At 44.0% G+C, this 18,576-nt stretch carries 12 protein-coding genes; all 12 read right to left on the bottom strand.

Annotated features, from left to right (window positions below; genetic code table 11):
* Window positions 1–80: 80 nt before the first annotated feature.
* Window positions 81–974 carry a ComF family protein gene (locus MH215_RS21415; RefSeq protein ID WP_239293222.1) on the bottom strand — a complete coding sequence of 298 codons (894 nt, stop codon included), beginning with the start codon at window positions 972–974 and terminating at the stop codon, window positions 81–83.
* A 278-nt stretch (window positions 975–1,252) separates the two neighbouring features.
* Window positions 1,253–3,160: a helicase-related protein gene (locus tag MH215_RS21410; RefSeq protein WP_239293221.1), complete on the bottom strand. Its 1,908-nt coding sequence runs from the start codon at window positions 3,158–3,160 to the stop codon at window positions 1,253–1,255.
* Window positions 3,161–3,417: 257 nt separating this feature from the next.
* Entirely contained in the window at window positions 3,418–4,818 is a 1,401-nt protein-coding gene (locus MH215_RS21405) for a helix-turn-helix domain-containing protein (protein ID WP_239293220.1), read from the bottom strand.
* Between the two features lie 208 nt (window positions 4,819–5,026).
* On the bottom strand, window positions 5,027–5,368 hold the full coding sequence (locus MH215_RS21400) for a hypothetical protein (RefSeq protein WP_239293219.1): 342 nt from the start codon (window positions 5,366–5,368) through the stop codon (window positions 5,027–5,029).
* A gap of 570 nt (window positions 5,369–5,938) precedes the next feature.
* Window positions 5,939–6,319 carry a hypothetical protein gene (locus tag MH215_RS21395; RefSeq protein ID WP_239293218.1) on the bottom strand — a complete coding sequence of 127 codons (381 nt, stop codon included), beginning with the start codon at window positions 6,317–6,319 and terminating at the stop codon, window positions 5,939–5,941.
* A 377-nt stretch (window positions 6,320–6,696) separates the two neighbouring features.
* On the bottom strand, window positions 6,697–7,419 hold the full coding sequence (locus MH215_RS21390; protein WP_056693769.1) for a response regulator transcription factor: 723 nt from the start codon (window positions 7,417–7,419) through the stop codon (window positions 6,697–6,699).
* 4 nt (window positions 7,420–7,423) lie between these two features.
* Complete coding sequence (locus MH215_RS21385; protein WP_239293217.1) at window positions 7,424–8,584, bottom strand: sensor histidine kinase; 1,161 nt, start codon at window positions 8,582–8,584, stop codon at window positions 7,424–7,426.
* Window positions 8,585–8,631: 47 nt separating this feature from the next.
* Window positions 8,632–11,355 (bottom strand): stalk domain-containing protein, encoded by a 2,724-nt coding sequence (locus MH215_RS21380; protein ID WP_239293216.1) that lies wholly within the window; start codon window positions 11,353–11,355, stop codon window positions 8,632–8,634.
* Window positions 11,356–11,824: 469 nt separating this feature from the next.
* Window positions 11,825–12,286 carry a hypothetical protein gene (locus MH215_RS21375; RefSeq protein WP_239293215.1) on the bottom strand — a complete coding sequence of 154 codons (462 nt, stop codon included), beginning with the start codon at window positions 12,284–12,286 and terminating at the stop codon, window positions 11,825–11,827.
* A gap of 285 nt (window positions 12,287–12,571) precedes the next feature.
* A complete protein-coding gene (locus MH215_RS29350) occupies window positions 12,572–12,817 on the bottom strand; it encodes a DUF7674 family protein (RefSeq protein WP_481857470.1) in 246 nt (81 codons plus the stop codon).
* Window positions 12,818–13,010: 193 nt separating this feature from the next.
* Window positions 13,011–13,772 carry a DUF4163 domain-containing protein gene (locus tag MH215_RS21370; RefSeq protein WP_239293214.1) on the bottom strand — a complete coding sequence of 254 codons (762 nt, stop codon included), beginning with the start codon at window positions 13,770–13,772 and terminating at the stop codon, window positions 13,011–13,013.
* Between the two features lie 36 nt (window positions 13,773–13,808).
* Window positions 13,809–18,575, bottom strand: coding sequence for an RHS repeat-associated core domain-containing protein (locus MH215_RS21365; RefSeq protein ID WP_239293213.1), 4,767 nt, complete (start codon window positions 18,573–18,575; stop codon window positions 13,809–13,811).
* Between the last annotated feature and the right edge of the window lies 1 nt (window position 18,576).

Raw genomic sequence — 18,576 nt, 5'->3', positions numbered from 1 at the left:
TCCATTCGCATACATGCATTTTTGCTATAGAACCAAACTCTAATAGTCCGAATACTTACTCTCGATGTGTAAAGTTTCGATTAAGATCTCGCTAGAGTTAAGGTAAATATATCGATCGGCATGTTGAGGAAGTATCCTGTACTTAAAATAACCCTCCCACATTCATCCAAGGTGCTACCCGTTGTATAAATGTCGTCAACTAGTAGTAAGCGTAGCGGCTGCCTTAGGGTAGTAGCGGGAGGCATTAACGGTTGATGCTGTATTGGTTGATTCGTTAAATGTTGTACATCCTCACAAAAATAAGCTGCGGGGCTCTGACGTAAATCTCTTTGTGGATGAAAATGAACTGCTTCTTGCAGTGAGCGTAAAAGTTCCACACCATTCGGCTGGATGGCGAAAGCATCCTGCATCGTCTGAATACGCTCCCCGCGTGTCTTGAAGCTCTGCTTCGTGGTGTTGATCTGGCGTTGCAACAGATCAACGAGGGGCAGGCGGGTCGCTGCAGCTAGTCCAGCAGCGAGTCGCTCTGCCTGATTGAAGCCGCGCTCGGCCAGGCGCTCAGCGCTGACGGGAACGTAAGTTACCGCGTCAGGCCGCCATCGCGGCTTGGAGCTTTGGAGCAGCGACTGCGAATAGCGGGTCGCTGCGAGAGGGTTGGCTCGCACATCTGTTGATATGTGCGAGCGGTTTTGCTGAGCGCGCTCTTCATGGGGCGCGCGTGATCGGGGTGGATGCTGACCTGCATCCACCTGGTTCTGGGCAAAGGTGGCGGCATGGGCCACAGAAGTAGGGGGTTCTTTTGCCAAAGCCGCAGCCATCTCTTCGCTCATTGCATGAAACGCCTGTATGAGAAGTGAAGTAAGGAGCGGTGCATAGCGCTGATGTCCTCGGAATTTGTACATGCCAATCCATTCTTTCATTAATTCATTGTATTGGACGGCGCTGCGGTTGCAGGTGAAGGAGCGGTTTTGCATATGCGGTCTAGCACAGTCAGGGCAACCCATTCCCCGACCACACCGCGGACAACGGATGGAACGAATCCACGGAATTCGCTCCACACACTTGAGGCATATTCCAGGATACGTCGAAGATAGGAGCGATCGTGTGTTACAGGTTAGGCAAGTCGCTCCTGGCGGGGCAAGCAGATGGTGTAATCGCCGGGTCAGTGGCTGTAGGTGTTCGGTAATTGCGTCGAGCCAAAAGGGCATGAGGGGTAGCCTCCAGTCGTTGGATTGATTTGAGCAGCCGTGAACTAACGTTGTTGGATTGGTTGTTTAGATGGTGGATGGAGGTAGCCTTTGCGGCGGGCAATGGTGTTCATTTTCCTGATCTGGCTCACGGCTTTCACTTGAGATCGCGTACGGCGAGACGATGCAAAGACGACTCTCCCTGCTGGATCATCCATAGAGCGCCCTGCTCTTCCTGCCATCTGCACGAGGGAAGCCTCGTCGAAAAGTCCGTTATCTGCATCCAGAATAAACACATCACTCCGCGGAATAGTGACACCCCGCTCTAGAATCGTTGTGGTCACAAGTAGGCGGATGGTGCGTTCACGAAATTCGATGACTTTACTTGCACGCTCAGCATCTTGGGATGACGTGCCCTCAATATGAATCTGTGGAAACGTCCGGCGCATCAGCTCTACAAATGCCTCAATCTGCGCAATCCGGGTAACAAATACAAAAGTTTGTGCATCTCTCTGCAATGAAATTTGGATGCCTTTCTTGAGAGCAGCTGGAATGCTACCTTGCCGAATACACTGAGCCACCGTAGACATCTTCAACAGTTGAGGTACAGGTAGCGGATGACGATGAAAACGGACAGGTACTCTCGCATGAAGCAATCTTCCTTGCACAACTTCTCTCTGTAGCTTGGCTGGAGGTGTAGCAGATAAATATACGAAATGTCCATCAGGCTTACATGAATACGTCGCTGCATGGGCGAGCATTGGATCGTTATGGTAAGGAAATGCATCGAGCTCGTCGATAATCACTAGATCAAATCCTCGGTAAAACCGCATGAGTTGATGCGTGGTCGCCAAGGTGAGCTGGGCGTCTTTCCAACGTTCGGTACTGCCGCCATAGAGTGTCGCGAGCGAAATGTCTGGAAATGCCTTGGCAAGTCGCGGAGCTAGCTCCAATACAACGTCCCTGCGCGGTGTAGCGACGAGTGCCCGACCACCACACTCCAAGATGTGGTTCAGCAGTGGGAAGATCATTTCCGTCTTACCCGCTCCTGTCACAGCCCACAGCAAAAACCTTCCCGGCTCACCCCCTGCGGGTGGCTGAGCCAAAAACGCCAGCGCTGCGGCAGCCGCCTCGCTCTGCGCAGGGCTAAGCCCCCACCGACTCAGATCGCCGCCGGTGGAAAAACCGGCCGTGCCACGCGATGCTTCGCTGCGTACGGGCACGGCCTCAGGCGCTACGCTACGCAGCAGCAGCGCACAGGCACGGCTGCGCCCCAGCGCGAGGCAAGCCTCGCAGTAGGCGCACGCCGCTTGGCCGCAAGCAGCGCAGGGCACGCGCTGCTCGGCTACGCTGCCACATCTGCGGCAGCGCGGCGCGCTCTGCGCGCTACCCAGCCACGCACGGCGACGCCGCGTGGCAGGCCACTCCAGGGCGGCAGCGATGCTTAGCCGCCCGTGTAGGTGCGCGAGCTGCGCAGCCGCGCGCCAGGCAGAGGCAAGCGGCGGGGCGTTGTCCGCCAGCAGCGCCTCTGCCTCAGCCGCCAGCAATTGGCGGCCGTGTAATTGCTCAGCCAGCAGGGCAGCGCCCTGTTCGAGCTGAGCCCATGCCCAGGCGGGATAAGGCTCTGACATCCCGCCTCCCCCACCCCGCAGTGCGGCAGCATCATGCCTGCCGCCGCCTGCGCTACGCCGGGCTTCGTGTTCCCCGGAAGCCCGCTCATACGCTTCTATTTTGCCACGCACATAAGCCTGCCACTGTCCTTCCCGCCACTGATCCATAACTCGCTCTTCGAGAAAATGTTCTACCATCCACGATGCCTGACTTAACGGTAACGCCTCATGCAGCAATAGCCAACGAGACACACGTCGGCCGCTTGCCCCCTCCAACCACCAACTCGCATCCACACGAACGTCCAACGACAACATCATGTTCCATCCGAGCTCTACCCTACACACATACAACGCCACTCTCACCAAGTTCTCCCCTTTCTATCGTCACAACCCAATCAACCAAACTTACATCCAAATTAAGACGCAAAAAAAGCACATGCAATCCCGGCAATTTGCCCGGCGCATGTGCTTCATGTCCATTGTTAAAATGTATTCTAAGACCGTTAGATAGTGTGGTGTATCGTATGTGCTGCCACACACTGCACGTTATCCATATTTATGTGCCCCAACCATGCCCCAACACATGAACTACGGAGGGGGTTGATGTAACTATCGCGACACTACAAAGAAGCAAGAAGAACGACATTTTTTTTCGCATTTAGTAGATGCACCTCACCTGATAATTTTTTGAATTCATTTTTTTCTTCAACACTCGCAAACGCTCTGCATTCCTCAAACAACGTCATACAGGTAATTATATTCTTGCCACTATTTATTCTAATAGATACCTGCAAACCTTCAAGAATATGTTTTATTGCAGGGGATGGATCCTCACTCTGTTTGAAGTGGTATACAGCAAGATCACTGAGAAATTGAGCATATCCCTCTTCTATAATAGCTGGTTGGTATTCTCCAATCTCCGCCCTCTCACTGGAATTTGGAATGTAAGCCGCAAAACGTTCCAAGATATGGTCTATATTCAAATCATATTGATTAGCTATTTGAACAATGTGACGTACCCCAACAAATATTTCATCTTCTCGTGATGTTATGTAATCAACGTACTCATCCATAATATGAACTTCACCCGACATCAAACGATACAGATAGGCATTGGCAACTGCCCAGTCAGCGAATTGTCCAACTATACGTTGTGCCTCTTCATCTTTTTCGTGTACCCAGCTCTCCCCGTTAGCATATAAACGAGTGAATTCCAGAGCTCTGCTGTAGTCCCCACATTCTTCACTAGCAGTAGAACGAGCCAGCAGACTATATAGAATATAGTAGTACAGTGGTCGCTCCGTTCGTCGCCCCACTTCCTCTTTCCGTTTAGATCGTTGATTCAATTCATATTGAACTGTGGCAATACGATGCATATCCCTACCGAGGCAATCTACCTTATCCCATTTGTGTACCATACCAAAAACATGCATGAGCTTCTTCATCGCATCAAGTTGATCCACTTCATCTAAACGATTCACATATAATTCGAATTGTGTTGCCGCAAGCAAATTTTGTTCCATGTCCGATCCCAATTCAATTTCAAACAATCTGTAATGACAACGAGCAAGTCGCTCCGAATGCTGATACTTCTCAGCTTCACTTACAGTACGATATAAAATTCTAGCTGCTAACCTTTTATGGCTTCTAAACAATTCTTCTGCTATATCGAAAAGAATAGAAACATAGGATAGGTCATCTATTAAACGATTCACGGCCTGTTCAATACAATCTAGTCGATCTAACTCGGCACAGCGAAAAATAAAAGGCCGAATCCGTCTAATCGAGACGGAGAATGCAAAACATTCTTCTATGTAATCATCAAAAAAATAGTCTTCAGGAAGCCTCATTCCAGCTGTTATTCCAACAAGCTGGTTCATCGATATAGCCCGATCTCCATGTAATATGCGGCTTAATGTACCCGAATTGATACCCGACATCTCAGCAAATTGAGATAAATTCATGTTGTTTTTTTTCATATGCTGCATTAATTCCTGCCGAATAGAATTAGCAGTATCCAAAAGAAAACACCTCCCGGGCAACTAAAAAATCCAAATTTTAGTGTTTATAACCTATATATAGATGATCATAAATAAAAATCAAACGAAGGTCAATAACATAAATTCAGATATCGCTCTCACATCTCAATAAAACGCAAAAAAAGCACATGCTCTCCGGCGACTTGCCGGCACATGTGCTTCATGTCCATTATTTTAAACACTCGTTATTCTATTCCTGTTCTACATCCGTATCAGGACATGTATACCCTGGTGCGGCAGTACATACAAGAATAGACTCTCCAGGCTCAAGCATACGTCCATTATACATAAACCTAAATGTCGTTTCAGGTGAGGTACCATATATATCCGAAACATCTTGCCCTTCCCAATCATCTACGGACAATTGCTCATCTGTAGCAACTTCATCCATATGAACAACGTCGGCAATTGTTGTGTTTGGATCAACACCTAAGCCACCAATGATCATACCGAGCAATACCAAGAAACTAATCAAAGACTGCTTCAACCCTTTCATCCCAGTAATTCGTCCACTCCGCATATATGTATACATTCTAATTGATATCCATAATAAGTAATTATATGGACATTGCTACCACCGGTCAACTCTCACATCCTTATACAATAAGACAACTACTAAGAAGCAAGCTACTAAGAGGTAGATCATATATTCGCAAAACATATATTCGGCAAAGATGCCTCTATGAATATCCTTCATTCATTGGAGTCAATTCACCATATACAACACTTCCTTGCATTCCTCTAATAACGAGAATCTTTCTAATCATTATGCGAAACTTTTTCCAGAAGAAATCGTCTATACTTTTAAGTTAAGAATTCCGAGTTCGAATGAGTCTATAGCAATTGGATATCAGCAAGTCAAAAAGCACATGTCCTTAGAGCGTCCATTGTACAACCGATCTAAATCGAATCATTCCGATGTATTTTTGCTCTGCAACATCCAATTCTTTAGCGCAATATCCATAGATTGCATAAAAACCCATTTCCATTTTAATAGCAACCTTGACTACAATTACTACAATTACAAAAAAGACTACAGCCTAGGGCTGTAATCTTTTCTGCGGATCTATACACACCTGATTACTTCAGGTCACAACATTGTTCAAATCTTAGAATCACGTAGGTCAATTAAGCGAACCCCTTGCTTCTCGGTCTGTAGAGCCCGTTCCACATCAGAGGGGACAGCAGACAGGTACGATAGCTCCATGCCTTGCCTGAGCATTAACTTCTCAATAATACGAACCGTCTCCGATTCCTTACGTTCAGCGACAACCGTCATCGTGAAGCTTTTTCCACGGTAGACCAATTCCCGGCAAAGTGCCCTTACAATACCTTCAATCCGATGTTCCTGGTTAGAAGGAATGAGCAGAATCTGCTCGAAGCCTTCGGTTTCCGGACGGGATAGATGGCGCTGGTGTATCGCATGAACGGCCACTGCCGCCAGGAAGTATATGAGCAGAATCATAGTCAAATGAGCAACCATGGCAACTGCACCTCCTCGGAAGGTTATGCTCACCCATGGCGAACATCCCTGTATACAGCAGTATATGCCGCACACTACGAAGGGTTACAATTGCATATCTGAAGACTCACATCGCTCATCTCGCGTATTCCAAGATACTTTCTTGAACAACCTCTTATCCCCGATCGACGCTGGAGACAAATGACAGGCTAGATCGTTACTCATCCATGCTCAACGTTGAACAGATGTTCTTTGCACCTTTACTCTTTGCTCATTTGCAGCAATAAAGTCTATTAACCCGCGAACTAATCCAATATTCGGAAGAGGCGCGAGTGAACAGTAATCTATATTCAACATTTATTTCATCGTACATAGATACTTCTTTTCATTAATAAAGATTAGAGCGTAACCCAACCATATTTGATCGAGTTGATAACAGCCTGTGTACGGTCATCCACTTCCATCTTCTGCAGAATGCTGCTGACATGGTTTTTAACGGTTTTTTCACTGATGAACAAGAACTCACCAATCATTTTATTGCTCTTACCTTCGGCCATCAGACGCAATACTTCAGCCTCACGACGAGTCAATGGGTTATTATCGCCAGCGACAAACTTCACGCCTGCCTCTTTGGATGTTCCCTCACTCATCGCACCGGTTTCATTCAGATACGTCATACGACGCAATTGCATAATCAATTTCCCTGTTACTTTAGGGTGGATAAATGCATGTCCCTCATGAACCGAACGAATTGCATTAATTAGAGACTCTGCCTCCATATCCTTCAGCAAGTATCCGTTAGCTCCCTTACGAAGCGTTTCAAATACATAGCTCTCATCATCATGGATCGACAAAATAATCACTTTGACATCCGGGAACAGCTCACGCAATTTCTCTGTCGCTTCAACCCCGTTCTCGATTGGCATGTTAATATCCATCAAGACGATGTCTGGTTTCTCCTGATTGCAGAATTCGAGCACTTGAATCCCATCGCCACATTCACCGATGACCTCAATGTCGTCCTCCATATTCAAAATTCGTTTAAGCCCTTCACGGAACAGCTGATGATCATCAGCCAAAAGAACTTTAATTGATGTTTTACCAGTATCACGGTTTTCCATCCTGCTACTCCTTTCCCTTATCCACGTTTGTCGGGATATGAATCACGATTTTGGTTCCTTGATTTTCGCCCGATTCGATCTCTATTCTTCCTTCTAACAGTTCAACCCGCTCTCTCATCCCAATCAGACCGAAGTGGGTATGATCCTTGCTTTTCTGCGCAAGAAGCTCCGGTTTGAACCCAAGCCCATTGTCTTGAACGACAATTTTGACGAGCTGAGCCTGGTATGTAATTTCCACTACAACATAAGTGGGATAAGCATGCTTGGCCGCATTGGACAGCCCCTCCTGCACGAGACGATAGATCGCAGCCTCCATGGCAGAAGATAAACGGTGTTCCTTGCCTCTGGTTTCAAAAAGCGCGCGGATTTTTGTTTTTACTTCAAAATCCTGCACATACTTACGAAGCGTTGGAATTAATCCCAGGTCATCCAGTGCCATTGGACGCAGATTGAAGATTACTTTTCTCATTTCTTCAAGACTGGAACGAACCTGGCCTTTCAAATCTACTATTTCGGCCTGGACCATCTTAAAATCCTGCTTAATGAGCATTCTTTCTACAATTTCCGTCCTAAGCACTAGATTAGCAAGCATCTGCGCAGGCCCGTCATGAATCTCACGTGCAATACGTTTCCGCTCTTCTTCCTGGGCCAAAATTATTTTCAAACCTATCATTTGTCGATTCTTGGCAGATTCGATAATCCGGGTCACTTGACCCAGCTCACCTGACAGATACTCCAAGACAACACCCATTTGGGAACCGATGGTCTCGGCTCGCTCTACGGAAGCCTCCACATTTTTGGCGCGCTTCTGCAGATCATCCCGGCGGGCTTTGAGATACATTTCCTTCTCACGATAAATCATCAGATCCAGCTGCAACTGTGTCGCTTTCTCATACGCCTGTTTGATATCATGCTCGGAATAGCGGACGAAGTCACGGCTCACCTCGGTAAGCCGAATCCGGGAGCGGCGGTAATTCAGCTCCAATTGATCTACTTTCTCGATCGTTTCCGCCGCCTCCTTCAGAACAGACTTCAGCTCTTCATTGAGGGTCTTGAGCTCGTCACGCGTCGAGTCCATGATTTCGAACATTTGATATTTGCTGTTTTCCATGACTTGTATGGCGTTTTTTATGACGCGGTCTATGGCATCGGCTTGTAAATCCACGTTTGTTCGACTCCATTTCTATCGTTTCCGGTATATATCATACCATATCACGATGAGATGGTAACGGTCTTCGTTTTCTGTTCCCATTTTACAGTCAATCCAAGTTGCTCGGAAACGAGACGAAGAGGGACTAAAGTCCTACCCCCTGATACATAAGGAGCTACAGTTGCACTCTGTCTTTTGCCATTAATAATGAATTCTTTCTGACCAACCACCAGATCAATCAACTTTCCACCACGCAATACAGTAATGCGTTGATTTTTGCTATCCCAGCTCGCCTGTCCGCCAAATGCATCCAGTACATGCTTAATTGGCACATACGTTGTTCCATTTTTCAATACAGGTGCCGCATCGATCGCTTTCTTCGTTCCGTTAACGGTCATCGACTTCTGTCCAAGCACTAAGGAAGCTGTGCCCGTCGGCAGTCCAACCTCGCTTGATTTAGAAGGCATTGTGAAGGCGATGTTGTCAAAAGCAACCTTACCTGTCATCGCACGCTCGTCCTGACCTTCTTCCACATTAACCACGTACACTCGCTTCAGCTTCGCTGGGTAAGCGATATTCAGACCGTTCAGATCGACATTCACTCTCTTCCAACCTGTCCAATCAATTGCCTTTGCCAGATCAGCATAGACGGTTTTGCCATTCGCATCGGTGAACTCTGCACGAAGCCAGTTCAAGCTCTTATCACCCATCACATCTAGGGACATGGAGGTTGCCGCCGCAGATACTTCTCTACCAACTGTACCGTTGAGTTGTGCATAAGCATACATTTTACCTGTTCCTGCGGTCATATCATAGCCCAGTTCAAGCACCTTGGAACCTGACTTCTCGCCTGTTCCATTGACAATGGTCGCTGAACCAATCACACCTGCTGCATTCGTAGTGAAGTTAATTGGATAATTCACGTTCTCAAAATTCTCCCACATCGTCTCACTTGCAGCAGCAGAAAGAACAACAACTGTGCTATAGCCATCATAACGACCAATCGCATAACCGACTTGTGCACCAGAATTGACTGAAGATACGGTTAACTGATCTCCTGCAACCTTACCTTTGAATCCGACAAATTCCCAAGTCAGTGAATCTGCTGGAACCGTTACGCTCTGTCCATCTTTCGTCTGTGCGGTAACCGGGATCGATATCGTTGATCCTGCTTTCAGTGAGCCAAGCCCTGATCCTGCCTTCAAGGAAGCAAGTTCGTTTCCACCGAGTACGGTAACTTTAATGGAAGAAGAAGCGCCATTGCTTGATGCGGTCAGCGTAGCTGTTCCTGGCTTCACGCCTTTGATCACACCATTACTCACATTAACAATGCTATTGTTGCTCGACTTCCATGAGAAGTTAAGATCTCCTGTTGCAATTGGATTGTAGTACGTGTCATAGCCTTTGGACGTATACGTTCCCTGCTGACCCACTAACAATGTTTTGCTGCCGCTAATGGCGAAACCTTTCAGTTTACCTTCTGGAGCCGTAGAGAATACCCCCAGCGTATTAACAACCTGACGTTGCTCCGTACCATACTCCGTGTTGAAGGTAAGACCTGCAGATTGTTCTCCCAGTGGACGGGTAACCATCGTAGTAGATCCGCCGCCGTCCAGGTTCATGCCTTTCCATACGCCGATACTGGTCATGAAGGATTGCAGTTCATTTAGCGACATGCCGCTACTGTTACTGTTTTTCTCTGCAGCAATAATGTACACGTAACGACCATCCTGCGAGTATCCCACTGCTGTTCTTGCACGAATACCACCGATACCAGATGAAGCGATATTACGCGAAAATGCCGCCGCTTTGCCCCCATTCACGAGAATGGTGTGTCCACCAATCATCATATCCAGATTACTAGGATCAACCGTTTGTCCTGTCGTTTTGGCTTTCAGTTTGTAGTCCGCAGTAAGCGTCTGTCCAACCGACAAATGACTCATAATCCAAGTTGCTGCGGTTCCATGAGCACGCAAAATAAATCCATCCGCTGGCACCTTCATGCTCAGTGCTTTTTTATCCGATATTTGAGTGATCACACCATTCTGTACAAGCACCTCAGTTGGTGTGGTGGAAGGGTCGTTTGGACGTTTATCCGAAATCCAGGCTGGTGTATAAATATACATGGAGTTCGCATGACTGTATTTCACTGCGCCGGATTCAACTGTATAGTCTTCTTTATTTATCCCACGCAGAGCGAAGGTTGAACCATCACTTGCCTTGACCGAGCCATCAAAAGAATATTCATCAATCATCGGCTTGCCGTCTTTGGTTACTGTGAGAGCATACATACCTGACAACTCAGAAGGTGTAGAGATCAGAACGCCATCCGATACTTGTCCACCAATCGGTGCAAGCTCACCCGATACGTTGAAATAATCACCGTTTACCGCAGCGACTGCTTCATTTTCCTTCGCCATACCGCCCGTGCTCTGTTTCGTATTCAGCGTGCCACCTTTACCTGTCATCACGTCCAGCTTCACATACGGATTCTGTAGATCCACTTGGATAACGTCGGCCAGAACGTTCACCTTGGAGCCTGAACGTGTTGTTGTATATCTGTATTTCATTAGCTTCGCACCGGAAGTGAGGATTTCCTCACCCAGCTTCGTTGTATTTGTAGATGCCGCTGCAGCCACGGATTGCCATGAGGTTCCAGACAAGACCTGTTGTCCTACATCCATAACCGGTGCAATCCAGATTACGCCTGCCAGCGTCACGATCATCCATTTCTTCGCCTTACTACCTTTAACGTCTACCAGCTGTTTCTCGCGTTTCCCCAGCATGTTCGAAACGTCTCTCCCATCTTGTATATCAATCTTAGAGATTGCACCTCTCTACCAAATTGCAGAAAAAGGCTAGATCTCTAGTATACTCTTCTATTAATAGACTTCTATTTCAGAAAAAAGTTACGCCCATCCCTAAGATTGAGGTTGTATTGGAAGTCAAAAAAAGCTACCGCCTGTGAATTACAGACAGCAGCTTATACGAATTGCTTAGGTTTCTTTTAGAATGTACTTTATACGAGCACAAATAAATATACCTTAAGGCATGTTTTGTTCTACTTAAATATCCTTAAATAGTCATCTAAATCCTCTCAACAATCCATTATTTCAATTCTATAGTATCCACCTAATCCCACCTTTAGTTACTTTTGATTAAGGGCATTTGTTCTCAATTCAAACAAAGCCGCTACAATAGCGACTTTGTTCAGAAACGTTATACTGTGCTCAATTCATCCAAAAAATCAAAATGTTATGTCTCTATATTTGATTCCTTCAAATAGCACTTTATCTTAGGTAACACGTTATCTTTAAAGTCTGTTTTTTGGTCATAGACACATAGAACTGGTGTATCATCATCTTCGACCATATACATTAAATAATCAAACTGAGCCAAAGGCGCATCTTTGGATAGAATGATACATCTAAAGAAATTGTCAATCTGCATTGCACGCTTAATTTCAACTTCAGTCTTAGTTCTATACCAAACGATATTGTTAACATAGCCCAGATTTTCTCCAGGAAAAATCCATTCATCGCTCACAATCATTTGATTCATATTAATGAAATGCTTATTTCCTTCTGATTCCTCTTCTAAATTACTCTCAATATACGCGAATAGAACTTCATCATTTTCAGTGCAACAATTGAATATCATGGATGCAGCATCGTCATAATCAACTTTATGAAAGTTTTTGAAATATATAAAGCTCAAATATATCCCTCCCACTAAAAAGTAATGTTTTCGCCTGTTTTCTCTCTCATTCTTAGATTTTCAACTTCGACATTTTGGGTTTATGGAGGAATATTGGTATATACCTATATTTTTCTGAGATGACCGTTGTTTTGGAGATAATCCCATCCATTCGAAGATGCTCCCTTTCCAGTGCAGGGAGCATCTTCTTTAAGTGTATACTTACTATTTTTGGAATAATACTTAAATAAAGTAGAGTAAATAGAATAGTTCTAGGAGAAAATACAACTCTCCTATTCAAAACTTCTAACACATACCCATATATTTTTGTGCTTCCTTATAAATATTTAGATCATCGCCAATTCTAGCCAAAATTGTAGTTGTTAAAACTTGCCTGCTGTAAAGATCCCTTTCTTCTGCGATTTTCTCAAAAAATTCAAAATATTTTCCGACTATACTGTTGGACGAGTCCTTTTCTAATTCCTTAATTATCTCTTCATTGATGTTATCTCCAAGAAAAATGTGCGCTAACTCTTCGTCATAATCTGAGATATATTCTTAATAGGTCGCTTTAAATATAGGAAACATATCTAGAAACATTTTGAATAGATCTGATTTACCAGGGTTCAATCTATATTTTAATTGTTTTCTAACAAAATCTGCTGTACCACCGTTTCCTAATTTACCGTTGGTCTCAATTCAATAGTATCCTCCTCCCAAGTTAGACAAACTCATATCATACTTTTTATTTTTCTGCCATGATTCCCAATAAAGCTTTATTTCCCTTCTTAATGTTATCTAATAAATTCGAAAAACTAATTTCCATTTCTAGATGATCACCTAGCGCATGCGGAACTGAAATACTTACTCCAATGGCATCTTGAGTGATATAACTAAATGTACCTGAATCATTTACTTGGCCTACTTCATCTGATTGTTTAAAATAACTTATTAAATCTATACTATTAGATCCACTCAAGACTTCTGTTATGACTCCATTATCTAACAAATTCAAATCCTCATTATAACTTTTGTAATCTCCTTCTTTAAATTTTTCTACGAATGCTTCATTAACCTCAATTAAATCAATTAATTTAACTCTCGATCCTTTATTTATATCAATATTAGATGTGTAAAAAACATTTAAAGGATAGGCTGCTCCTTCAGTAAATGCTGACCCAGTGTATTGAATACTTATTAAATCGTTACTTTTAAGCATAATCAGATAATTTATATCAAGATGATCTTTCTCTTCTGAATAGGAATTAATTATTCTCGTCGCCTCCTCTTTAATCAGTGCATTTATTTTGTCACCATTTGTAATGTTAATTATTTTTGGGTATTTAATATTAATATTATTTTTAGAGTAGTTATTACTTTCAACTTTGTAACTTTTTTTTATACTCGTATCATTACTATTTTTTGCTTGCTCCGAGTGCACCTCAGCTTTCTGATTACAGGACATTAGTAGTAAAAATGGTATTATAATCAACATCCAATGTTTCATGTCGTTTCATCTCCAGTTCAAGTAATAAGTCTCTCACTAGCGTAGAGTTTTCTTAACAAGTGCATAATATTTTTTTCTATTGGCAAGATGATTTGTTCCACCGTTAACTCGCTTTGTTACTTGGGTAACTGAAGCACCTGAATCCACTAGCTTATTCAAATTGTTATCATCCCACCAAAATCCTGCTGCTCGCCATGCATAATTTTCAGCAACGTATTCAGCACCTATTTTCATTATTTTGGAGTCACCCATAGCGTCCGCAAAACGTTGGTAGTTATATCTACCTGTCATTTGTATATATCCTGCGCCTCTAAATTTATAACCATCGCCCTTTTCAGTATTACCAAGTTGTTTACCTAATTTGGTTCTAGGTTCATATTTAGAAAAATACTTTTTGCCACCCAGTTCAGTAGTCCATCTTCCCAATTCCGATTCTTGCATAACCTGTGATAGGAAATGACTAATCCTCTCTTTAGTTGTTATATCGAATGTCCCTAACGTAACATTTAAGTCTTTCACCATGTTATTTGTTATATTTTGAAATCCCAGCTGAGTTAACTGTTTTTTTGTTACATATACTGTATACTCATTAGCAGTATTTGGCGGGACAGTATCATATGGACTATCACCTACAATCGGCGCATGTCCACTTGGATCTACAAACTTCAACGGATTGTTATGCACATACGAATACAAATTCAAACTCAGCGGATCATTTAGTTCCCCTTCGTACGTATCCTCACCGATAAATCGTGCCATGCCTGGGTCATACCAGCGAGCTCGCAGATATTGTAGCCCAACTGTCTCATCCCAATACTCCCCTGCATAGCGAAGTATATTTGGCACATTTTCTTCTGTTGTTAACGGTCCACCCCAGATATCATAAGTATAACTATTCAGAACCTTGCCTGTATCGTCAACAAGACCTACGACATCTCCATGCCCGTTTAACTGGTAGTATTCCAGTTTACCTGTTTGTTTGTCTTGTCGTGCCCATAGCTGTCCATACAAATCATAGATATAAGCATAAGTAAGCTCTGCCTTGCCGGATGTTACAACTGCTTCAGTCATCAGTTTGGCTTCTTCATCATAATAATACCGAGCCGTCTGCTCGCCTTCAGTACGTTCATACAACAACCCATCTCCGTTGTAGCTATAGGTCACCGTTTTGCCTTCACCTGTTGCTTTAATCAGGCGGTTCTGGCTGTCATATGTGTACTGCGCATCTTTCAGCCCGTATACCTTACCACTTCCGGTGCTGTACCGATTACCATTAGAGTCGTATGTGTATGTTTCCTGCTGTGTACCGGTTTCGGTCTGAATCCGACTCAGTTCATCATACGTATACTGATCGGCCTCTCCGTTCTGTGTCCGGGATGTGATATTTTTGTTTCCGTCATATTCATAGGTAAACTGCCGAACTGTGGATGTACCTTGAGAGATCGTAACTCCTGATAGATCATATCCACTGAACTGGTAACTTGTACTAAGTCCTTTACCAAAAGATAATTTTTCCAACATGCTGTTTGGTGCATAACTGAACGTCATACGATCCATAAGTGTTGTTCCTGAGGTAATGTCCATGGAAGTTACCCGGCTCATAGCATCTACTTCACCGTGAACACGCAATGCTTGTCCTTTTGCATCTGTCAAGGTATACCCTAATCGTTGCTGGGTATTACTTTCATAACTCAGCTGTGTTCCATCTGGAAATGTTAATCCATCTAACATACCATCTGATACTTGATAACTGTAAGTGGTCTTGCCATGATCGTCAGTCATTGATGTTCTGCGTCCAACATTATCATACGTATAGGATACGCTCGTATCCGGTGCCTTCATGCTAGTGAGCATGTTGTCACTGTTGTACGTATATTCTGTTACTTTTCCCAGTCGATCCTGCTTTTTGATCAGATTACTTCGTTTATCATAATAGTAGCTGGTTGCAGAACCATCCAAAACAGGAGGTGTCTGCTTGATCAATCTTCCCAATTCATCATACTGTTTGGTTACCGTCTGTCCGTTCGGCGATACCACCTGCGTTACTTGACCTTGATTGCTGTAGAAATAGCGACTTGTTTCTTCTTTTGGTGTTGTCGCAGTTGTTATCTGTCCAATGGCATCGTGCGTATAAGTCGTCCGCTCTCCGTTGCCATCAATGGATGCTATTACGTTTCCGTCCAGATCGTACTCGTTTTGTTGTAATGGAACGTATGCACCATTTCTATATTCTTCCATCACTGTCAAGCGGCCTAATAAATCCTTCTTCTCTCGGGTTTTGTTACCAGCCGCGTCCTCATAGGTTACCATCTGATCGACAAGATTATAGGCTGTCGTTGAGGTGGAATCATCTGGGTACTGCGTCTTGGTCGTTTGTCCAAATGCATCAATTACTAATCTTGTAACATTACCTTCTGCATCTTCAACAGCTGTAACATTACCTTCACGATCATAGGCATACTTGTAAGTAGCTTCTGCTGTTTGTTCTTCAACCAATAAACCCAATGGATTGTACTGCTCTCTGGTAATTATACCGTCTGGTGCAGTATTGATAATGATATTTTTGGTATCATCATAGGATGTCATTGATTTGGTACCATCGGCATGTATAAACTGAAGGATCCGTCCTGCTTGATCATACTGATACACTTCTTCTTCACCTGAAGGATCTGTTGTTTTGGTCAATTCACTGGCACCATTATACTCATAGGAGTTTACGTATGATTCAGCTTTCCCAGCAATATCACTTACAACTATAGCTTCCGATTGGACTAAATGTCCCGCGTTCGTATCATAACTTAGTGTTGTAACGCTGTCTTTTGCCAGATAGCCGCCCTTATCTGTGGTACTTACCACTCTTCCTTTACTGTCTAGCTTCAATTCCGATTCAGAGAGTAGCTGTCCACCGTACCCATTTTTAGTTGTACTTTTTAAGACGGTGCCTTGGCCGTTATATGTTGTTTCGGTGTATCTCTCCAATGAACTATTAATCTTGGTTGTCGATCGAATAGGCTTGATCCAATGGTACGGCATTCTTCCTGTTTCATACGCATACGTTGATTCTTGCCCCGTACTAAGCTTTTCGGAAGTTACCATTCCGTTCTCATCATATGTGTAAGTTTTGCTCAGTTTTTCGCCATTACGGCCACCCTCACTAACCCACTCTGTCATTTGAATGGGAAGGTTCCGCTTCGTTTGACTGTCATACTGGAACTCCGTGGAAAAAGTTGTGTCCTCTCCAGTTAACATGTGCTTATCTGCATAAACCAAATCTGGATGCGCCGCAGCGTTAAACGTTTTGGAAAACATCCAAGTATCTACAGTGTTCTCTGCGTTCACTTTCGTTGTCCATGATGCAGATTGACCATAGCTCTCAAGATCTTCCTCAGAGTACTCAAAGTTAACCTTGCCTAGGAAGCCTTCACCATCTGTTGTACTAAAATGACTCTTTCTCTCTCTGACTTTAAATACGAAATGAGAGGAAGCTTCACCGATCTGCTTCAAAGCAGGAATATATGCATAATCTGTTATAGCTGATGAAGGGCTTGTAATACGTGATAGCAATGCTGTATGCATTACACCCTGAGCATTCTGGTTGCTTTGCAATTCAGGTAAAAAGTTAAATTTGGATTCTGGATAATAGTACGTATACGTGGTTGTCCGATCTAATGCATCCGTAAACTCTCGCAAAATACGGATCCCATCGTCTTCACGTTGTGTATAGGTTACTTTCCGATCTGTTCCAGCTAGTTGTACGGTAACCTTCAGATTGTCATAAGCAAATGTCAGTGATTGACCCTCACTATTTACAATTTTTGAAATCACTTGATTTCCATTCAAAGTCGTATAGTGAAAATTCACATTATTCCGGTAGCCGTCTGTAATTTGCAACAGTTCCCCGGCTTCATTAAGAAGATAATCGTAGCCGTTACGGATGGATAGACGGTAACTGCTAGATACGCCATTAACAGTAACGGTCGTATCTCGCTTAATGGTTAAGTCATTCCATACGTAACCTTCCAGTTCCAGGTTTGCGTTTAAGCGGTAATACCCCACGCCAGGAATCAGAATATACTGATTATCTCCGCGCGTCTCCATATAAGGGATGTCCCAACGCCAGCCTTGCCCTAATCCAGCAGAAAGTTCTTCCTTACGTGGCGTAACCACATTGGAGTACGTTTGTGTCGTTTCATCATATTCAACACCAAGTTGTCCACTTGCTCTAGCGCTATCATAGATACGTGTTAGATTAAACGGAATGAGTCCAGGCAGAGAAAGGTCAGTGCTCTGAATCATCATCTCCCCTGTAGTAGCAGAGATTGATTCGGCTCCATAAGACGCCATATACAGCGATGCATCATCGCGAAGATCAACATGATCCAGACCTGTTTGGTCTATAGTCGTCCCGGTACCTGATTCTTCATCTTCAACCGCATTCATTGAAAATGTATTTAACTGCGATGACTCAGACAGCGCTGATCTGGAAGGGAGCAGTCCCTCCATTTGAATCGGTTCGTTGATTTCTTGTATTCTCAGCCATTTCTCAGCAGTCTCGCCGCCTGTACGGTCTGTCTGTAAAGCTTTGTACAGTTGATACAACGAGTACCCTTGATCTAGTTTCTGTTCAATCCAGTCTTCTTTAACTCCAAATTGCTCTTGTAAACTATGGATTGTAACGTAGGTAGCGGAAGGGAGGGAATCCCTACCTTCTGCTGCTGCTGCTTGTCCTCCGTATCCAAAAGAAGCAAGTCCACTAAAAATCAAAGTCGCACATAACCAAATAATCGTTATTTTCTTAAACACT

The organism is Paenibacillus sp. ACRSA (genome assembly GCF_022346845.1).
Lineage (GTDB): Bacteria > Bacillota > Bacilli > Paenibacillales > Paenibacillaceae > Paenibacillus.
This window is presented reverse-complemented; position numbering and strand designations above follow the sequence as displayed.